Genomic DNA, 21,176 nt, shown 5'->3' on the forward strand with positions numbered 1-21,176 from the left:
ATGCCCAATCATTTTGTCGAGTCGTTGCTTGCCAAAGCTGATCCCCTCTCTTTATCCAAAGCCTATGAAGGGGATAAACCTGGCACTGAGCTGCTGGTCAAGCTTATTGATGATTTAGCCAGGCAACAATCCTTCGATTCATTGCAAACATTACAGGATGTTCTTGCTGGGGCCAATCCAGATGACAAGCTGGAAATGCTCATTGCGAAAATATCCATTCATTTACTACCTCTGAATCTTGAGCAAAATGATTCAGAACTACTGAAGGCCAGCCTTGAAAAAATCACCGCAGCTCCCGCTTTATGGCCTCAATGCCTCTTGGTTTTAAGCCGTTGGATCAAATCAGCTGAACGAAAAACACCTTTAACTGGTTTGCTAAGCGCTTTATCTGCATCACAATGCGAAATGCTGTATGCCGCATTGACGGACAGCCTGGAACAGGAAACGGCCTGGAGCCTGGAGCTTTTTGAATACATTGACGAGAAAAAAGCCGGCAGCGATGACGAGTTCAAAGCACATTTGCAACGGCTTGGCATCTGTCTGCTCCTCTCGCCAACGGAATGGCCAGTGCAGCGTCTTAATAACTTGGCGCTTCTACTGGAAGATGAGCAACTCGTGGAAGTCATTTTGAAATTGCCCGCCATTGCCTCTACTTATGCCAGAGAACAGCAGGAGGTTTTACGCTTTACGGCTTCCAGGCAAAATTACCTGGCTAAATACGATAACCTCATTAATGTGCTAACTGTCAGGGCTAGCGCCTCTGAAAGCGCCTATCAGAAAATCGTCGCTAATCGCCCCTATCTTGCCAACCGGCTAATGCAAACCAGTCTAAAAAGCTGTACGGAAAAGACCCTGCAGGAGAAGTTAGTCGCAGAAGCCCTGTCCCATTACCAGGTATTTGATTGGAATGATTCGCAATTTACCGGAGAAATCCTCCCTGCAATGATTGCAGTCTGCGCCGATAAAACAGGCAACAGCAGAGAACTATTCAGACAATTCTTTCAGCGCGAAAAGCTTAACGTCGGATTTTTCATTCGCTTTTTAAGTGAACTGTATAAAAAAACAACTGATATTGACCTGCTCATGCTGTTTTTGAAGGAAATAAATCAGACAGTTCCCGATCACAGTTTTACCATTAATTTTTTAACACAGAATTTTAATCAATCCTCGCAACTCACTGAAAATTTGCTTAATCTGCTTGGTGTGGAACAACTGATTACCATTTGCAGCCATGTGCTCGCCCTACAGCAGATTTTTCAACAGGAAGAATCGCTTTGCAAACAGTATTGCCGCATATTGAGTGAAAAATTGAAATCATCCATCAGCCCCGCAATGGATTGTGCCAACATCGCAAGGAATATTTTCTTTCTACCAGAGGAATTTCGCGCGCAGCCTCTGGAGCTTATTACGAGCAACCTGAGCGGACATAGTAAATTGTCATTTGAGTGGTTTCGCGCGCTCTCAGCCCATTCGCTCGATAAATCACTGTTCTTTCCCCATTTTTTAAGTCTTTTACGGAGCCTTCCCGCTAATGAACAGCAACTATTGCTTGATCAGCTTAATCAAGATGAATTTTATGGATTCTATATTTATTTTCTTGACAATCAAAACCGCGAGGAAAAATTTAATTTTTTAAGTGAATATCTTAAGCACAAGGAGAAGCATTCTTATTTTGAATATCTACTGCTGCTGACGCCACAGGTTCATCAGAAAATCCTCGATACTGTGTTACCAGTGCTTGAGCCAGTCCATCTTATTGAATTGATAGCCAAACTGATAGAAAAATCGCAGCAGGACAGTAGTTATCTTGCTCCTTTGCATCAATTGCTAATGCAATTATGTTTACGTATGCAAACCACACTGGAAGAGAATGCGGCCATACACCAATGGACAAAGTATCCCGCAATAGCCGAATACTTATTCTCTACACCACGCTGCCTGCATTCGCTTTGCTCACGCTCATCCCTGCTTCAAAATATAACTCCGTCTATGCTCCAGGGCATGTTGATTACTGCAATCGAAAGCGACTTGCGGCTTCGTGCCGTGCGTGTATTGAATACAATTGAGTACAGACCAGATGAAATGGACGAGAAAGCGCTACGGCTATTGCATTTTCACAAAGGACAACCCGCCGTTTTGCAGCAAATTTTTAAAAGTCTTTACAAAGTTGAAAATTCCCTGGACGACAGGGGTAAAAAAAATTTTAACGCCCTAAAACATAGCTGCTGGAAGTTGCTTCATACTGGACAATATGCTGAAACAGAATGCCAGACATTTCTTTGCTTTCAACTGAAGCACTCAACTGCTCTTGAAGATCTGTCAGTCAAGCTCGGCAAGGAACAACGCTCTATACTAAGCCCCGACTACCTGAGCCAGATTGATAATAAACTGCTTAATGATATCGCGGACACCGCCCTCATCAAAATTCTTTTTCAGTCGCTCGAGCCCACAACATTAGGTAACTGGGATAAGGTCAGAAACGCGGTTGACCAACGAAAAACACCTCAGTCATTTATCCAGCAACTGATTATCCAGCTTAAACAACAAGCGGAAAATCCTGTTTTGGATAAGCATGTTTTTCAATTTATTACACAACTGCAGCATTTCAAAAAAACGCTTGCCACGCTCCCCCAGGAGGATTTGTTCTGGATCCTTAAAGCCGGTCGATCCGATTATATTGTTCAGCATTTTTCAGGCTGGTTAAAGCAGCTAATTAAAACAGGCCGGCTGGATCACTTGAACAGGGCAGCTCTTTTTTCCCTATTGCCCAAGGAGCAGGCGTTCCTGCGCTCTATCTATTCACTTCCTGAATTACGGCCTTATCTCCAACCTCTGTTTATTGAGTTTGCGCAACAACCACTGGCTTTAATTCATTATACAACGCTGTTTGAACAGCTTAAATTACATAGGCCAGAAGAGAGAGAGCAAGTGCTTTCTGAAGCACATCGGCTGATTAAACCCGAGTTAGTGAATCTTGAAGTTATCCCTGTAATTAACCGTATGCTTATGGATTTAACTTTAAATCCTGAGCAGGAAAGCCATCGCGTCCTGGTATTCAATCAAATCGATTTTTTTACAAAACTTGCCGGCAATTCTGCAGTTCATAAGCGCAATCATATCCAGTTTGTCCAGGAGTTCCAGCAGACTACCTTTAACAGTATGGCTGTTTTACAACAACAAAATAGTGCATGGAGCCCACTTATTCTTGCAAGCAATGAATTTGCCAAAGCAATTGATATCTGGCTCAGGGACTTATCAAAAGCAGATATCGAGCATCATCCTTTTATCAATATGTTGCTGGATCATTTCGATATTATTTTACATCAGCCTTTTATGGAGACTGAGTGCTGTCAGCAGTTTTTGCAACTTCTTCTACTGATGCCGCCGGCCCGAATGACAGAGGAGCAATATGCATTACTGTTTCATAAACTGTGCAGCGATAGACAGAAACTATTAGCAGTAGAGGTACTGCAGCGCAGCAAGCTGGAGGACGTACAATGGTCTTCACTGATTACCCTCGCCAAAGTGCTATCGGTACAAACATTGTACGAGATTTTCCTGCATAGCCAGACACTTTTTGTTTTTGTTGATTTAATTGCCAGACACCCTGAAGGGATTCATAGCCTGGCTCCAGAGCAAATTGATGCCCTGTTAGCGGAATTAACTTCTGCAGGCCAACTGTATCGGATACTAAGTAGTCAAACACCTAACCAGATTAAATTCAATTTTGTTCAAACCTTGTTCGACTATTTGCAGCGCCAGAATCGGCCCCTTTCGGATTGGTTAGATAAAATAAATGCGGACGAACAGGCGCTTGCGGTATTGGCAAACTATACAACAAGACCTGCAGAACAGGAGCAATTGCATCAACTTCTAATGGGCTCCCCTTCTCGGCGCCAGCAAGTCCAGCATTTTTTGTTAAATCCTGATTTGGAAATACGCATAGAGGATAATGGGTTATTACAGCATTATGTGCGAAGCGCCTGGCTTTCGCCCTGGCAAGGCTGGCGCAGTCACCCCCTGCTTTTAAACTGCCTGACCTTCTCTGATGCGCTTCCAGCCCTCCAGGTTAAAGTAGCGCAGCTACAGGAAGTACTAAAGCTCAATGAATTTTATGAGCCATTGGGGAATCGCAAAAGTATTGCGGAAAATAACATTGTTTCTGCCCGCTGGCTGCAGAGACTTCCTCTCATTGAAGGGGTTTTACTGGAGCTAATAGGGGAGGCGAATACCCCCTCCAGCGTATGGGTTGATTCAGCCTTGTTCAAATCAGTGATCCAGCCGCTATTACAGCAAGAAAAAAGAGGTGTTTTTGAGCCGCTAGTTAACGATTTACCCAATATGATTAAGGCGCTTCTTGATCCGGCCCCGGCTCAACTGGATGCGCCCAAGGGAGCTTGTCTGGAAAAACTCAGACTGGAGAAAATGAAAACTATTCAAGAGGCATGGCAGCAATTTAAACTCCATTTAACTGCTATTGAATATTATACCTCACCCCGCCTGCATGCTTTATTCAATCCGGATTCCTATTTTGCCAGGCTTAAGGCAAAACGCATTGCCCTTTTACCCAAAGCCGAGAGCGAGGCATTGGCTAAGGCACAGACACTCCACAAGGAATGGCAGGAAAAGAATCAGTTTTCAATTAGAATTCAATTCAATGAATTGTTAAGCGGCTTTTTTAAACTGCCTGGTTTTTTACAACGTATTGAGGTTCAGGAATGGCTGCTGGGCAACTGCTTGTTTACGCCATTGGGATTAAACATAGCACCGGAATTATTGCATAAAATTCTAAGCACCGTATCGCCGGCAATGTTAATTGCCCATCTGAAACAGGACGAAAGCTGCGAACATATTGATACTCTCGCCAAGCTTAATAAATTACTGAAGAAATACCCCACCACTGAGGAGTTTGTGCAAGCGCTTTATGCATTGGATGGAGAGCAACTTGCTTCACTATTGTCCTGCAGTTATTTTTATCAATTAAATTATACGTCCAGGCTTCTGTCGATGGTGCAGAAAGCCAGAGCCGCCAATATTTCAGACGATATACTTTATCTATTGATTCTTCCTGAGTCCCTGGGGCAGCAGCTTGAGCTGCAATGGCTTCATACAGAAATCCAGCACCTGCCAATATTTCGAGAACAACTTAACAATCATTGCCGAATGATTGCCGCTGAAGCATTAAAGTCCCGGCAAAACAAATATGATCGTTTGCGCCTCGCCTCATTGAAAGATCATTCCGCCTTATTAAATGGACTGGAATTGGGTAGCATTTTCAATAGTTATTTGCCGATTTTCAATCCTCCTAATCCAGCGACTATTAAAGAGTTTTTGCTTACCCTCAGCGACCTGCTTGATAGCCAGAAAACCCCAGAGCTCATTAACTCCCTTAACGAAGTGCTTTTGGATGCTGCGATTAAAGCCGCTTGCAGCGCTCCGGTTGTGCATTACAAGTTCTTGAATAGACTCCTCCAGGATCCGAATTTATCTGCGGTCTGTGCGAGGCAAATTAGAAGCTATCTACAACAGCAATTAGCCGGCTATTTTCCAGGAGCCGATCCACTGCCTGTTTCTCTCGCTGAATTACATGCCAGCCAATTTCAAAAACTTGAAGAGGAGCAGGTTTCTTCGCTGACCGCCTTGCAGAAATTACTTTTTTCAATTGAACCAGTTGCAGAATTAAGACCCTGGTTAAGTGAATTGCCTTTTGAAGAAAAAAATAACGCAGCCCATTTCTGTGCCATCGCCTCTTTACAAGCCTGTCTCAACCGCTGGTATGAGCAAGCTGGGACTCCTCCTGATGCGCAACTGCAGGACAAGCTTTTTCTTGCTGCAGATTTAGCAGGACCGCCTGAAGAATCTTTGCAACAGTCAATGGCAGCACTGAGCGCAACAGCTTACCTAAAATATCCGGCCGTCTATTTTCATTATCTGCTGTGGATCTATTATTGGGGCAAATGCCCTGAAGATTTGGTGGAAAGCCTGACTAAATGGCTGTTTCATTTTAATCCGGACGAAATGGAACAATCCCTGTGGCTGGAAAAATCACTTGAACTACTTATCAATGCAGGGCTAACAGAGGAGTTGTGTAAGCAGCTACATGCCATTCCCGAATTGCAACGCCTCTGGATCTTAACAAAAATTGTCCAGACAACTCCAATTACTAACAACATATTCGCTTCAATTGCTCCGCTTATCAGTTGGGATTGGCTCAGGCAACAGGCTCAAAAGAAAACCCTGGCCAGTTGCGACTGGCTAAAGATCGCTTTGCAAGAGGAATCTATCCTCCAATCCATTTTACAGGACGAGCATTCGATTACAGCCTTCCTGCAGCTACTGCTCGATAGCCAGCTGCCGGCAGGAAACATCATCGAAGCATATAAAACCATTACCAACAGCCGCTTAAAAACACTACTGCTCAGCCATTTACTCAGCCGACCAGATTATCTCCAGCAGCTGCCTGGTAAATCACTGCTGAATGCACTTCTTTCAAACAGCCAGGAATATGTACCCCTGCGGCTAAAATCACTTCTACACCCCCTGGCCCCAGGCTCATTATCCGAATCCATCCTGCAATTTTTTCAGGCGGATGCCGCAGCTGAACTTATCTGCTCCCTGAAACACTTCAACCAGTTTAGCCCCGGCCTGCTGAAGCAATTACTGGCCCGCGTTGGCGAACAAAGCGAACCGCTTATAATTTACTGGCTAAATCATTATGCCACCCTGCCGGGGGCGCAAGCTGTTTTAGTCATGCTGCAGGAAGTTGTACTCGACTTTTTTTCTCTGGTCAGTAAATTAAATGACCAGACCCGGCAAAAAATTATTCGGACTATTCTTGAAGCCGGCTTTAAATATGGATTGCAGAGGATAGACAATCTGGAAGGTTTGGCGAGCTGTTGTGACGAGTCACATATTGACTATTGCATTCATCTATACATGCACCGGGAAAAAGAGGAACCTGCACTGATCCAGTTGATCTGCGAAATGATCCAAAACCTGTATCAAAGAGTAGGTGTGTTTTCGAACCAAAGTATGCAACTCCTGCTTCGTCTTTACGAAGATCCGCATTTTGAATCCTTAAGAGAGTCTATCGAAGAAATTACTAAACGCTATCGGTACAACAATGCGCTCTTTTCTGATTGCTCAATACTTTACGATGATGGCCAAATTAATACCAAGCGGATGCAGGAATCTGTTTCGCTTAAAGCACAAACCGGCACCAGGCCGCTTTGGCAAATTGGTGATCTGTCCTCTTCTGACGATAGCAAAGACAGTCAGCCGTCACCAATCTGGGAAAATTATTCCCTGTTAAATGAAATTGCTCGAAATGAGGACAGCATTAGTTTTTTAAGTTATTTTTTAATCCATTACCATGGCGAACCAGAAGCATTGCAGAACTGCCTGGAAGAGTATTTAGCAACAGCCTTCAATGACCAGCAAAAATTCCTTGAGCAAATCAGCTGGCTTCTCACCCGCGCCGAATTGTCCCAAACAACAGGCCAAACGCTGTTTAACTGCTTTCTAAACCATCCTCATCTATTGAACAATACAATGAAATTGCATTTGCTTTGTTTCAATGCGGAAAAGTTTCTACAAACAATGGGGATGCAGAAAAACTACGAGGACTTAATCCATTTTTGTGAGACGATAGAGCCGCTGGCAATGAATTATCCTGCGGTGCTCCCCCATGTCGAACGGGCTAAACAAGAAGCGCAATTCGAATCCAGGGCCATGGAGATGTCGGGCTGGCTGCTTGCTTTGCGTCTGTGGTTTAAGCGTTCATTTTTCTATGGCTGGGAAACATGGTTAACGCCCAGAACTCCCCGCTATGTGCTGCCCTTCCATCAGGGGGTGGACTCCAGCCTTTGGAGTTATAGTAAAATGCAACCGCTCGGCGACTCGTCCTCCCTGCCGAAAGAACTGGGACTATTATTGAGGCATGTTGAGCATGATTTCTCTCCGAGAGCGCTTAATGCCTTATACGAAGCATTACGGCAGTTTGAATGGCAGCCGCCTCCAGTCAATATGCTGCAGCTTCGCGAACAAATTGATAAAGTATCTCAGCTGATTCATAAAGAGGCACTGAAGGATCGAAAAATTGAGCGATGGCTGGCTAAACACCAGGAGCTACTTGTTAATAATCGCCATCAATTACTTAGCCTGTATTTTCAAAAAGGGAAAATGGCAGAGATACAATCGCTGCTAGCGCAGGAAAACGAATCAGGCCCATTCGCCCCCTTGGCAAGGGAGCTGAAGCCTACAGCCGAAATTGCGGAGACGGAGATACCTGTTCCGACAAAATCGAAAGAACCACCAGAGAAAAAATCAAGCCCGGTGCGCTGGGCGAGTTTTCGTAATTACTTGTTAAGCTCCACCTCTTCTTCAACACGGCGTAAAATAGAGGCACCTCCAGCGTTTACTGGTCCCGATTTAACCTGAGAACGGAGTTTGATACTAAGAATATTGATTATCAAACCGGTAAGCACGAGCAAAGCAGCGTTTAACTTCCAGTGCTGGAAAGGTTCGCCTAAAAAGAGGGAGGAACTTATCATGCCCACCACTGGAACCAGCAAGGTGTATGGAACAATCACCGCGATCGGGTATCGGCTAAGCAACCAGTTCCATACGCCATAACCTACCCAGGTTGACATGTAGACAATATAAAACAAGGCGCCAATGCCCTTCCAGCTGAGATGACTAATGGTATTGCTGAAAGAGTGCAGCCCATCAATCGCAATGGCAAGTATCAGCATGGGAATAAATGCAACGAAACTCCCCCAAACCACAACAGCCATCATATTAACACTCGGTCCTTTTTTTATAATTAAATTACCAAGTCCCCAGGCAGCAGCCGCTCCCAAGAGGCATATAAATCCGGTAAAAGAAACCTGATTATCGAAGTGGAGAGCAACCAGCCCGATTCCTATAAAAGACACCATTGCGCCAATGAGCTGCCATACATTTGGTTTTTCCTTGAGGATAATCAGGGCGAACAACATGCTGAAGAAAACCTGGGTCTGAATGATTAAAGAAGCCATTCCTGGCGTCATGCCTACATACATACCGACAAAGAAAAATGTAAACTGAAGGGCAAAGGTGACTAATCCATAGGAAATAATCGTACGAACAGGGAGAGCCGGCGGTTTTATAAAGAATATGGCAGGCAAACTGGCCATCCCAAAGCGCAGGGCGCAGAGCAGAAGAGGAGAAATTTCCTCCAGTCCCAATTTGACGAATAGAAAGTTAACTCCCCAAACTACAACGACGACAAGTGTTAACAACAAGTGAACGGCAGGCATTTTTGCTCATTGAAGGAATATAAGCAGTTAGTTTAGCTTAAAAAGATGTGTTAATTCTATACAGAAACACTTTTTTTTCACAATTATTACAATCTGAAATTCTAAACTTCGGAGGCCTAACCGAATCCCCGCGGCGAAGACCCATAGCTATCTACAAAATGTTTCCCCCCCGAATCCCCGCGGCAGCGACCGCGGGGCCCATGCCTGTTGGATTAGCATGATCGTCAGACAAGTTACAATTTGCCAAAAAATAGGGTTTAACAGGTAGTCATAAACAAGTGTGCTTAACATTAAATTGGCTTCGTGTGGGCCCCGCGGTCGCAGCCGCGGGGATTCGTTAGGACTCCCGCAGGGGAGATTCGTTAGGTCTCCCACTGAGGGATTCGAGAGGACTCCCGCTGAGGGATTCGAGAGGTCTTTGCCTTGGGGATTCGACAAGGATTAAGACTTTTGCTTCGTTGTATCTTGTTCTTTCAGCTTCCACCGCTTATGCAGCCACATCCACTGCGCCGGGTTAGCCAGGATTATTTTCTCCAGGGCTTTATTATAAGCAAGCGTATTGCGGTAAAGGGCTTCCTGGGTATTCTCATAGTCCTGCCAGACGATGGGTTCAAAAAACTCCAGAACATGTTTGCCATTCGGCAATCGATAGCCTGCAGCAGGCACCACCGGCACGCCAGTATGACGCGAAAAACTAGCCAGACTTCGATAAGTGCCCGCTTTTTTGCCAAAGAATTCTGCGGCAATCCCATCCCGATTCACTAGCGAAGCATGCTGATCCAAGACAAATATCACCGCATGGTTATTATCCAATGCATCGCAAACCTGCTGGAGCGAATTTTTTTTGGGAATTACATTTAATCCTGCCCGGTAATAGCGGCCAAACAAGATACGCTCAATCGTCTTGTTCCCTAAAGTACGGCGAATGAAATGAAACTGACCTTGGAATTGCTTAAAATTAAGGATCCCTCCCAGCGGTGCAAACTCCCAATTGCCAAAATGGCCTGTTAATACCAGTACGCCTTTCCCTTGGGCAACCACAGACAGCATTTGCTCATGGCCTTTGACCTCGACCCGTTCTTTAAGCGTCTTTTCACTCATGAAGCGAAGTGCCAAACCTTCTTTGATTGATACAAGCAAATGCGAATAAAATGCCTTCGCCAGGTGCTGTTTCTGATGCTTGTTTAGCTGTTCTCCATAAACCTGATCAATATTGGCCATCACGACCTTTTTCCGATAGGGAAAGCAGCGGTACATTAAACGACCCGCCCAACTTGTGGGCAATGAATTGATTTTATCGGCTAATTCAGTCACAGGCTTTGATCACCACGCAGGCATTCATACTAGCAAAACCACGGTTGATTATGAGAGCGCTGCGGTTACTGGCAAATTCGCGAGAATCCGCGCTTAAATTAAGCTCAGCGCAATGAAGAGCGGGTTCAGCCAGGTTGGCAATCCCTGGTATACAGTTTTCCTGAATTGCATTGACAGTCAAAACAGTATCGAGCAGGCCGGAGGCTGTCAACGTATGACCCATTGCCCATTTATAGGCAGTCACTGGAACGGGAGCTCCCTGTAAGAGCTGTTGAATAGCCAAAGCTTCACTGTCATCTGATTTTGCATTTCCGTTGCCATGCGCAACGATTAAATCCATATCGCCAGCACTTAAACCGCAGCTTGCCAGTGTTCGCCCTAACAGTTGCGCGAGCGATTCCCCTTCAGCTTCCAGGGAAAATAGTCCTGCCGCCTCTGTTGATGCCATCCCGCCGGCAACTTCAGCCAGACACTGTGCACCACGTGCTTTTGCGCTTTCCTCACTTTCCAGGATTAGAGCGGCTGCCCCTTCTGCCAGGATAGTCCCGTCATGCGCCTTGTCAAAGGGCTTAAGATGACGCTCACTTAAAACACCCAGCTGATTATAATAAAACAATGCCTGAGGCTCCACGCCAACATCATAGGCAACCACCACTGCACGATCCGCCTGCCCTTGCAAAATCGCATGATAGGCTTCAATAAAGGCTTGTGTTCCGCCAACCGCATGGTTGGTTATATTATGATTAGGTCCCTTAAAGCCATAGGTAATTCCTGAATAAGCCAGCACGTTATTGGGTAGTATACGCAGTAACCACATCGGATGAACTTCATTAAACAGTTGTGCTGCAAATTCCTTCATATTTCCCTGCGATTTGGCCAGTAATGGCAGAAAATCATATTGCTGAAAATATTTATTTCCGGGTGAACCGACAAAAACAGCGGTTTGTTCATTAAATTCTTCCATGCATGAAAGACTATCCCGGTAATCAATCATACCACTATGACCAATGGCCTGGACTGCGGCATGAATACCCATTGCATCATGTCTGGATATCACCTTCATCAGTTTGCGGTCAGGCAGAGCACGAGCAGGTTGAAAGTTTTTTAGTTCACCACCCAGACGAGCAGGCCATGCCGATAAATCCCACTGGGCAATCTCCGCAATTCCGGTTTCGCCAGTTCGCACAGAGTTCCAGGTTTTATCAAGATTTTCACCGCAAGCGGTCAAAGCACTCAGACCTGTAATAAATACCCTTTTTTTTTCTTTATTCATGGACTGATCCGCCAAACTCAGGATGTGTAAAAAGAAGACAGCTATTGGAGCCCCCAAACCCAAATGAATTGGATAGGACCACCCCCAAGGATTTTTCACGCGGACCATCACACACATAATCGAGATCACAGTCCGGATCAGGCGTATTTAAATTGGCAGTCATTGGAATTTGTGCATGCTGTATAGAGAGAACCGACAAAGCAGCCTCCAAAGCGCCTGCTGCTGCAATTAAATGGCCGGTCTGACTTTTCGTGGAGCTGACAGGCAGACCATAGGCAGCCTCTTTAAATACCGCTTTTATGGCATTGGTTTCGCTCAGGTCATTCATCTTGGTAGAGGTTCCGTGGGCGTTAATATAATCCACATCGCGCGCGGTGATACCAGCATCAGCAAGTGCACGCTCAATGGCCTGCCTGGCTCCATCGCCATTAGGGTGAGAATCGGTAATCCGATAGGAGCTTAAGGAATTGCCTTCACCGGCTAATTCTGCATATATTCTGGCGCCTCTTGCTTTCGCCTTGTCCCAGTCTTCCAGTATCAGGAAAGCAGCGCCTTCGCCGAGGACAAACCCATTGCGGGTGCCGTCAAAAGGCCGGCTGGCAGTTGCCGGTGCTTCATTGTAAGTGGATAAGGCACCCAACAAACAAAAACTGGATAGTCCTAAAGGATTGATCATCGAATCGAAACCACCGGCCAGCATATAATCGGCTTCACCCCGGCGAAGTACTTGTAAGGCCAGGCCTAATGCCTGGCCGCCTGAAGCACAGGCAGTATGGACCGAATTGGCATAGCCCTTAATCCCGAAATGCTGAATCAATAGAGATAAGCCTGAGTTAGAGGTGGTCTTTCCAAAATCAGTGAGTTTATAAAAATCCTGGGTGTTTCTATTCAGTTCTGTCCAATTGATTTCGCCGTCAACTGCACACATCTGCTGGAAACGCTGCAAGTATTCAAATTCTGCTGTCATCATGCCGCTGCCGGTCACTACACCCCAGCGATCAGCATTCTCTTTCTGCGGCTGAATTCCGGCATCAGCAAAAGCCTGACGCGCGGCTTCCAGTGCAAAGCTTGTAAATGACATGGCAAAACGGCTGTCTTTCGTCCGCAAAGATTCGCAAAGCTCAAAGGATTTAACTTCGGCGGCGATATAAGCGGGAAAGCCGGAGGCATCAAACTGCTTGATTGTGTCAATCCCTGACTTTCCGGCCATTAGATTCTGCCAGGTTGACTGTACATCATTTCCCAAGGGAGAAACAATGCCTAATCCGGTTATAGCTACTCGCTTTTTAGACATATTATTTACCTTTACGCTGCCAAACCATTTCAAGAACACAGACACGTTTTCCAAGTACTTCGCTACGGAAAACAAGAATCAATTGATCCTCATCCTGTTTTTTTAACTGGAGCTGGCATATCAAGGTATCTCCAGGATGAACAAAATCGTTCATCTTGATCTTGCGCAGCTCTTTAATCTCGTATTGACTCAATAAATTCATTTTGTCAATGAAATGCCTGGCCAGATGAATCTTGCATTCCAGCAGAACCGTCATCGGCAATACTGGATTACGAGGAAAATGATCAGGAAACCATGGCGCTGCCCTTGTAATACGCTTCTCGGCAGTTAGGGCCCGCCCTGGCTCTTCGTTCAGCACCCGGTCAAAGGTCATGGGATAGGGAACAGGCTTCCTGGTATCGTAGGATATTCCAGTCTCTATTGTGTGAGCAAAGTCCCAGTCACCTGGGCGATTGATTTCAGCAAACTGCTCGCGGACTTCCTGGTCAGCAATAAACTCAGCCATTGGAAGCAGCGGCCCCAATGCGCCTTCAACTGTGAAAACCACTTCATCGTTAACACGTGCAATACTATGATATTGCACCGCTGTTTCATCCAGTGAGTCGATAAAGGATTCAAGATACAGGGTTTCGCCCAGATATGCAGGACGCCGCATGCTGGCACTGGCCACAACGCCAGCAACAGGCCGACGGGTGAAATTCTGCGTATGCATAACGTTCCAGGCAGCCAGTTGTCCCAAAGTCTCACCGATAAAGGAAGCCGGGAAGACATAGCGTCCCGACTCATCCTGCTGTAAGTACCCGTCATCAGCAGTAATGTGCTTAATACCGCGGATAGCTTCACCAGGCGATAATTGCAGAATTCTGTCGACAAATAGAAAACGCATCAGGCTACAGATTCACTGGTTTTTTGTTCTTGTACAGCGCTTACTACCAATTTACAAAAAGTTTCAACGGTGAACAACATCGGAATTTCATTCACTTTCATATTGGCTTTGAAATGCTGGGCAGGAACTTCACTTAAATAGTTTTTCAGGGCCTGCATCCCTTGGGCAGTTAACACGCCGCCTTTTTCAAATTCTTCTTCAGGCAGATCACCGCGTGCATTTTTCTCCAGCTGCCCACGGGGAATTTTAATGCCAAACTCTTTTTCCAGTTGAAATACCAAATCGAGAAAATCAATGGATTCAGCACCCAGGTCAGCAATTAAACGGCTATCAAGGGCCACATCTTCTTCATCAATAACCAATACATCAGCGATAATTTCCCTAACCTTGGGGTAAACGCTTTCTACATTCATGTTTAATCCTCAGCAGTCTTCTTAGCTTACAAATTTCAGGATTATAACATAAAGTTTTCACAATCAGCTACGAAATTGACGAGCCTGTATCTCATTTTTAAATAGCCCGGCTACTTTGAACCAGGCTGCTCGTCTGCATACTCTGGTGCGTTAACCGACCTGACTATATCCTGCATCCACAAATAACGTATGTGCATTAATCATCTGCGCTTCTGGCAGGCAGAGTAAATAGACTGCATTGGCAACATCATCGGGCATTAAGGGCCTGGAAGACAGTGAATGCGCCTGATACTCGTCCAACAGCTGTTCGCGATTGGGGAAATGTTTTAAGGCATCCGTGTCTACTACCCCTGCCGAGACCGTGTTAACGGTTACTTCGTATTCTGCCATTTCCAAGCTCAGTGAGCGGACCAGCGCCTCGAGTGCCGCTTTGGAAGCGCCGATAAATGCATAATTAGGAATCGCACGATGCGCTCCCAGACTGGACAAGGCAATCACACGCCCGCCGCGCTGCATTAACTCCCGGCCTTCAGAGACCAGATGGTTCAGCGCCAAAGCGTTGGTTTCCATGCACCAGCGCCAGTGTTTGGTTGACATTTTCAAAGCAGGTTTCAGAACACCGCTGGCAGCATTGCTGATTAGGAAATTCAGCTTATCAAAATGCTCACGAAAAATAGCAAACATATCCTTAACAGACGAGTGATCGGCAACATTCGCCTGAATGGCACAGGCTTTTCGGCCCATTGAGTGAATTTCATCGACCAGGGCCAGTGCCTCGTCAGAACTGTTATAATACACGATGGCAATATCACTGCCTGCCTTTGCCAGTTTCAGAGCGCAAGCCTTGCCAATACCTCTGGCGCCTCCAGTAATTAATGCGACTCGATCGCGAAACACTAATGACATATTCTTTCCCAAGATAAAAAATACGCAAGCTACCCTGATTAATGAATGCTGTCAATCAAAGCGGGACGAATACAGGGCTGTTTATTCCCTGATATTAATTGCCAAGGCTGATCATAAAGCTTGTGTCACGGGCGTCAAATTTGTACCATTTGTGCTTTGCATCTCGTTGGCTTTGTCCAGATGAACTATTCTTTGCCTAAAACTGTTGTTCCCATTGCCATGCTGTTTTCTTTTCGCATGCTTGGTCTTTTCATGCTGATTCCTGTATTTTCTGTTCTTGCAGTCCAGTTATCCGGCGCTACTCCCAGCCTAATTGGTATTGCATTGGGCAGCTATGGGTTGAGCCAGGGCATTCTGCAGATACCCTTTGGCTTACTTTCTGATCGCTACGGGAGAAAGCGCCTGATCACCATAGGCTTGACTTTGTTTGCCGCAGGGAGCCTCTGGGGAGCTCTGACCCATTCAATCTATGGCATGATTGGAGCAAGAATCATCCAGGGCATGGGAGCTATTGGCAGTGTACTTATCGCCCTCCTGGCTGATCTCACTGCCGATAAAGATCGCACCAAAGCCATGGCCATTCTTGGATTAACTATTGGGACGTCATTTATTGCTGCAATGATAATCAGCCCCATACTTACGCATCATTATGGTCTTTCCAGTATTTTCTACCTAACCTTTATTTTATCACTGCTCGGCCTTTTGTTCCTTTATACTATTGTACCTACTCCCAAACATGAAAGCTTCCACGCAGAGAGCGAAACGAATCCCAGGTTATTACAGACTGTGCTGAGAGATCCCAAATTACAGCGTCTCAATGCCGGCATCTTTTTCCAGCATCTGGTATTAACGGCCACTTTCTACGTAATTCCTATGCTTTTAAAAGCACATATCCAGTCTGGCCATCTCGGACAGCAATGGCATTTTTACTTACCTGTTCTGGTATGTTCCTTTATTGTAATGCTGCCCTTTATTTATATTGCGGAACGCATGAAAAAAATGCGTCTTATATTTCTGACTGCGGTCGGCCTTACCGCCCTTTGCCAACTTCTACTGGCACTAACTCCCGCTAGCATGACAGCCCTTTCCATCCTGGTCTTTCTGTACTTTGTCGCTTTTAATACGCTCGAAGCCTCTTTACCTTCTCTCATTTCACGCCTGGCGGATAAAACAAATAAAGGCACAGCGATGGGAGTCTATTCAACCAGCCAATTTCTCGGGATTTTTGCTGGCGGGTTGCTGTCTGGTATTACTTATCAGCACCTGGGAAGCTCCGGTTTATTCCTTTTGAACGCTGGTTATAGCCTGATTTGGCTTTTTATCAGCTGGCCCATGAATATGCCATTAACATCCAGCCGCTAAAATTTGCTCAGGGATTAGAATCATGTGTACAAATTCGTTATAATCCCCCACTAACTCGCAAAACCTCAGGAGAAATCTAAAAATGGCTCGTGGAATTAATAAAGTCATATTGATTGGCAATGTCGGCGTTGATCCCGATGTTCGGTATATGCCAAACGGTAACGCAGTAACTACTTTGTCAGTGGCTACCAGTGAAGCATGGAAGGATAAACAAACAGGCGACAAGCAAGAACGCACCGAATGGCATCGCGTTGTCTGTTTCAACAAACTGGGTGAAATTGCCGGCGAATACCTTCGCAAAGGTTCGAAAGTGTATGTTGAAGGAAGCTTAAGAACCAGAAAATGGCAGGATCAACAAGGCCAGGATCGCTACACGACAGAAATTGTTGCCAATGATATTCAAATGCTCGACGGCAAAAGCAATGGGCCTTCCAATTATGGCGATATGCCGCAGCAAGCCCCTGCTCAGCAAGGGATGAATAAGCCGCAAATGAGCCAAACTGCGCATGATGCATTTGACGAACTAGACGATGATATCCCATTCTGAATCTAAACCTTGTTTACACCTGCGGCTTCATCAAGGCTACGATTGTTCCATGTAGCCTTGATAAGCGCAGCGCATCAAGGTTTTTAACTTACCGGGTATACTCTATTCTATTGCAATGTAGAATCAGGGTAGAAAACCCTTAGAACATAGGATGAGCTACTACCTGTATTTCCTGGGTTCTACTGCAATTGAATTAACATATTAATCAGAGCAGGAGGCCATATGACGCAGAAAATCCCAAGTTTATTTTTTAAGCCGGATAGTAAAAAAGCGCGTGACTCAACCGTAAGCGTATTGCACCCATTAGCAGAGAAAATCTACTTTCCAGAGATAGCTTATAAATCACAACCCTTCGTTTGGAAATACAATCGGAAGAACAATACAGCGACTAGTTCTTTTGAACTTTTAGCAACTGATCAAGAGTCAAATAGGGTAAAAGCGGGGCAATATACACGGGCAGAATTAATTGAGTATTTAAAAAAACACCAGGAAGACATAAGCATTTCCGCTAGTCATGCAATCATCAATGATGTATCGCTGCTTCGATACAAATACCCTGCGATCTCAATTCATGACTATTCGAAACCCCAAAAAGCATTGTCAAATACTTTGGCAAAGGGAAACACAACTCCGGCTTCACGACCGAAACAAAGCGTAGAAGAGGTGTATTTCCCATCAATTGCTATTAATGGCAATCCATACCTCTGGTATTATTACCGTGAATATAATCTGGCATTATGGACAGACAAACTTCTTGAGGGCGGAACAGAAAAGTATAGCGATTCTGATTTAATCAGCAAACTGCTGCAAATTCCTGGAGTTATTGAAAAAAACAAGCAAATGGCCATTACTAATGTATACGATTTTTCCTTGAAGCATAGTATGAAATATTACGATGAGGATGAAACGCTAAGTAATTACAATGCATTGGTATAAAAGAGAACTCTAGCAATAAAATAAAAAGCCCACAAAAGTGGGCTTTTTACTGCAGGAAACTTATTCCTCAGTTTGGGAAGGTCTGTCAACCAGCTCCACAATAGCCATGGGTGCGTTATCACCGGCACGGAATCCGCATTTAAGAACACGGACATATCCGCCAGGGCGTTTGCTGAATCGTGGTCCCAAATCAGTAAATAACTTACCTACCGCTTCTTTTGATCGCAAACGATCAAAAACGTGACGGCGTGAGGCAACTGAATCTTTCTTACTGACAGTAATTAAAGGCTCAATATACCGACGCAACTCTTTCGCTTTGGGTAAAGTTGTTTTAATTACTTCATGCTCAATTAGTGAATTGCACATGTTTTCAAACATTGCCTTTCTATGGCTACTAGTACGGCTGAAACTACGGCCTGAATTACGGTGACGCATTTGATAAGACTCCTATTAATCGCCAAGATTAGCTGGCGGCCAATTTTCTAATTTCATTCCCAAAGATAAAGTACGTGATGCTAAAACGTCTTTAATTTCAGTCAAGGATTTCTTTCCTAAGTTTGGTGTTTTTAACAGTTCATTTTCAGTTTTCTGTACTAAATCACCAATATAGTATATGTTTTCTGCTTTCAAGCAATTTGCAGATCTCACTGTTAATTCCAGATCATCGACTGGTCTTAAGAGAATAGGATCAAAATCATTTCTTTCTTTGTTATCCGCTCTTGATTCTTCAAACTTCATATCCACGAAAGCATGAAGCTGGCGCTGCAATATAGACGCTGAAATACGGATAGCATCTTCAGGATCTAAGGTTCCATTCGTTTGTAAATCAATAGTCAGCTTATCGAGGTCAGTTCGGTTTTCAACACGGGCACTGTCAACAAAATAAGCAACTTTCACTACTGGGGAAAAAGCGTTATCTATCTTCAGCTTACCAACAGATTTACGCTCAATATCATTGTCATAGTCTCGAACAAATGAATCAGTAGAGTGGAAACCAACACCACGCTCTACTTTAAGGGTCATGTCCAGCTTGCCATTTTCATTTAAAGTAGCAATAACCAGATCAGGATTAACAATTTCTTGTCCTTGACTTAATTGAATATCACCTGCAGTCACTACACAAGGGCCCTCTTTCAAAAGGGTAAGAGTGGCTTCGGTGCCAGAAGCAACTTTAATAGCCACTTGCTTTAAATTAAGCAATATGTCAACGACATCTTCCTGTACACCTTCAATAGTACTGTATTCATGCAGGACACCAGCAATCGATACTTCAGTGACTGCCCATCCTGGCATAGAAGACAAAAGAATTCGCCTTAACGCATTCCCCAGTGTATGGCCATAACCACGCTCGAGAGGCTCAAGTACAATGCGTGAACGATTAATTGAATCGGTTTGCACCTTGAGCACTGTTGGCGTCAGCATTTCGTTTATTTCAGTATACATTCAGCTATGTCTCCGAGCTTACTTAGAGTAAAGTTCAACAACCAGATTAACGTTAAAATCAGATGATAAATCATTTAACGTAGGTGCAGATGTAAATGTACCTTTCATGGAGCCTGAATCGACAGTTAACCAGTCACAAGGAGCGCGCTGCTCAGACAGGGCAATAGCAGCTTTAATACGACCCTGATCTCTGGCTTTTTGTCTGACTTCAACTTTATCGCCGGCGCTCAGAATGCATGAAGGAATGTTTACCATCTCGCCATTAACAAGAATAGCTTTATGCGTAACCAACTGTCTGGCTTCAGCTCTGGTGCTGGCAAAACCCAATCGGTAAACAATATTATCCAATCGGCTTTCCAGAAGAACCATCAGGTTTTCACCTGTAGAACCCTTCATACGAGCTGCTTTTTTATAATAGTTCCGGAACTGGCGCTCAAGGACACCATAATAAGTTCGGATTTTTTGTTTTTCATCCAACTGCAGTCCGTAATCGCTTAAGCGACCTTTTTGACCGCCATGCTGGCCAGGTTTCTTTTCAGAGCGGCACTTGGATTTAAAATCACGAACGCCACTTTTTAATAATAAATCAGTGCCTCTTCGTCTTGATAACTTGCACTTTGGGCCTAATTTTCTTGCCATTAGTTACTCCTGGATCTTATACGCGACGTTTCTTGGGAGGTTTACACCCGTTATGGGGAATACCCGTTACATCAGTAATTTCAACAATCTTGAAATCCTGAGAAATCAACTCTCGAATAGTTGACTCACGTCCTGGACCAGGACCATGAACGAATACTGCAACCGACTTCATACCATATTCTTTTGCAACAGCAGAAGCACGCTCAGTAGCGACCTGTGCTGCATAAGGAGTACTCTTTCGTGAACCCCTGAAACCAGAACCGCCTGAAGTGGCCCAGCACAGTGCATTACCTTGTCGGTCGGTAAAGGTCACGATAGTGTTATTAAAAGAAGCATGAACGTGAACGATACCATCAGAAACGACACGTTTTACTTTTTTTCTTGTCTTTTGTTGCTTAGCTTTATTTGTAGCCATCTTACTATCCTGAATTATTAATTACTTGTACCTTTGCGTCGACCTTTACGGGTTCTGGCATTGGTTTTAGTTCGTTGTCCGCGCAGAGGAAGTCCACGTCTGTGTCTTAGTCCTCGATAACAACCAAGATCCATCAATCGTTTGATATTCATGGAAACAACTCGACGCAGGTCACCTTCTACAGTCATTTTAGCGATTTCTGTACGTAATGCTTCCAGTTTTTCTTCAGGAATCTGAAATACTTTTGTGGATTCTTCAATACCCACTGTTTTACATAAATGCTTAGAAGTTGTTCTACCTATACCATAGATTGATGTCAGTGCAATCACTATATGTTTATTATCTGGTATATTTACACCTGCAATACGAGCCATTAATTTCTCCGTATGTTTACTTTGCTCTGCCGGAAAGGGACAGAAGAATACTATTATATTGGATTAAAATCAAGC

The 21,176-nt window shown here is 44.6% G+C and carries 16 protein-coding genes; 4 read left to right on the forward strand and 12 right to left on the reverse strand.

Annotation, left to right across the window (positions count from 1 at the left end; genetic code table 11):
* Entirely contained in the window at positions 1-8,439 is an 8,439-nt protein-coding gene (locus DYH42_RS13820) for a hypothetical protein (protein WP_058525146.1), read from the forward strand.
* Here the strand turns inward: DYH42_RS13820 and DYH42_RS13825 are convergent.
* From DYH42_RS13825 to fabL, 7 genes are all read right to left on the reverse strand, one after another.
* A complete protein-coding gene (locus DYH42_RS13825) occupies positions 8,358-9,299 on the reverse strand; it encodes an EamA family transporter (protein ID WP_065232865.1) in 942 nt (313 codons plus the stop codon). The genes DYH42_RS13820 and DYH42_RS13825 overlap by 82 nt on opposite strands.
* Before the next feature lie 441 nt (positions 9,300-9,740).
* Positions 9,741-10,556 carry a lysophospholipid acyltransferase family protein gene (locus DYH42_RS13830; protein WP_420324136.1) on the reverse strand — a complete coding sequence of 272 codons (816 nt, stop codon included), beginning with the start codon at positions 10,554-10,556 and terminating at the stop codon, positions 9,741-9,743.
* Positions 10,557-10,605: 49 nt separating this feature from the next.
* Entirely contained in the window at positions 10,606-11,886 is a 1,281-nt protein-coding gene (locus tag DYH42_RS13835) for a beta-ketoacyl-[acyl-carrier-protein] synthase family protein (protein WP_058525148.1), read from the reverse strand.
* Positions 11,879-13,180, reverse strand: a complete 1,302-nt coding sequence (locus DYH42_RS13840; protein ID WP_058525149.1) for a beta-ketoacyl-[acyl-carrier-protein] synthase family protein — start codon at positions 13,178-13,180, stop codon at positions 11,879-11,881. Before DYH42_RS13840 ends, DYH42_RS13835 begins: the two co-directional genes overlap by 8 nt.
* A 1-nt stretch (position 13,181) precedes the next feature.
* Positions 13,182-14,066 (reverse strand): ApeI family dehydratase, encoded by an 885-nt coding sequence (locus DYH42_RS13845; protein WP_058525150.1) that lies wholly within the window; start codon positions 14,064-14,066, stop codon positions 13,182-13,184.
* Complete coding sequence (locus tag DYH42_RS13850; protein WP_058525151.1) at positions 14,066-14,479, reverse strand: acyl carrier protein; 414 nt, start codon at positions 14,477-14,479, stop codon at positions 14,066-14,068. Before DYH42_RS13850 ends, DYH42_RS13845 begins: the two co-directional genes overlap by 1 nt.
* Positions 14,480-14,629: 150 nt before the next feature.
* On the reverse strand, positions 14,630-15,385 hold the full coding sequence (gene fabL, locus DYH42_RS13855) for an enoyl-[acyl-carrier-protein] reductase FabL (RefSeq protein WP_058525152.1): 756 nt from the start codon (positions 15,383-15,385) through the stop codon (positions 14,630-14,632).
* Positions 15,386-15,577: 192 nt separating this feature from the next.
* On the opposite strand from fabL, the gene DYH42_RS13860 reads away from it, so the two are divergent.
* The 3 genes from DYH42_RS13860 (at position 15,578) to DYH42_RS13870 (ending at position 18,230) form a co-directional block, all read left to right on the forward strand.
* Positions 15,578-16,747, forward strand: coding sequence for an MFS transporter (locus DYH42_RS13860; protein WP_237759074.1), 1,170 nt, complete (start codon positions 15,578-15,580; stop codon positions 16,745-16,747).
* Between the two features lie 82 nt (positions 16,748-16,829).
* Positions 16,830-17,294 carry a single-stranded DNA-binding protein gene (gene ssb, locus DYH42_RS13865; protein ID WP_058525154.1) on the forward strand — a complete coding sequence of 155 codons (465 nt, stop codon included), beginning with the start codon at positions 16,830-16,832 and terminating at the stop codon, positions 17,292-17,294.
* A 222-nt stretch (positions 17,295-17,516) separates the two neighbouring features.
* The gene (locus tag DYH42_RS13870) at positions 17,517-18,230 is read left to right on the forward strand and encodes a hypothetical protein (protein WP_058525155.1); all 714 of its coding nucleotides are present in this window, start codon (positions 17,517-17,519) and stop codon (positions 18,228-18,230) included.
* A 60-nt stretch (positions 18,231-18,290) separates the two neighbouring features.
* Here the strand turns inward: DYH42_RS13870 and rplQ are convergent, their stop codons facing one another.
* The 5 genes from rplQ to rpsM are packed head-to-tail and all read right to left on the reverse strand — an operon-like array spanning position 18,291 to position 21,101.
* Entirely contained in the window at positions 18,291-18,665 is a 375-nt protein-coding gene (rplQ, locus tag DYH42_RS13875; RefSeq protein WP_058525156.1) for a 50S ribosomal protein L17, read from the reverse strand.
* Positions 18,666-18,680: 15 nt separating this feature from the next.
* Positions 18,681-19,673, reverse strand: a complete 993-nt coding sequence (locus DYH42_RS13880) for a DNA-directed RNA polymerase subunit alpha (RefSeq protein WP_058525157.1) — start codon at positions 19,671-19,673, stop codon at positions 18,681-18,683.
* A gap of 18 nt (positions 19,674-19,691) precedes the next feature.
* Positions 19,692-20,312: a 30S ribosomal protein S4 gene (gene rpsD / locus DYH42_RS13885; protein ID WP_058525158.1), complete on the reverse strand. Its 621-nt coding sequence runs from the start codon at positions 20,310-20,312 to the stop codon at positions 19,692-19,694.
* 16 nt (positions 20,313-20,328) lie between these two features.
* Positions 20,329-20,727 (reverse strand): 30S ribosomal protein S11, encoded by a 399-nt coding sequence (gene rpsK, locus DYH42_RS13890; protein WP_058507954.1) that lies wholly within the window; start codon positions 20,725-20,727, stop codon positions 20,329-20,331.
* A 17-nt stretch (positions 20,728-20,744) separates the two neighbouring features.
* Positions 20,745-21,101 carry a 30S ribosomal protein S13 gene (rpsM, locus tag DYH42_RS13895; RefSeq protein ID WP_058525159.1) on the reverse strand — a complete coding sequence of 119 codons (357 nt, stop codon included), beginning with the start codon at positions 21,099-21,101 and terminating at the stop codon, positions 20,745-20,747.
* Positions 21,102-21,176 lie beyond the last annotated feature (75 nt).

Origin of the sequence: Legionella birminghamensis (assembly GCF_900452515.1) — a bacterium.
Classification (GTDB): Bacteria; Pseudomonadota; Gammaproteobacteria; order Legionellales; family Legionellaceae; genus Legionella_C; species Legionella_C birminghamensis.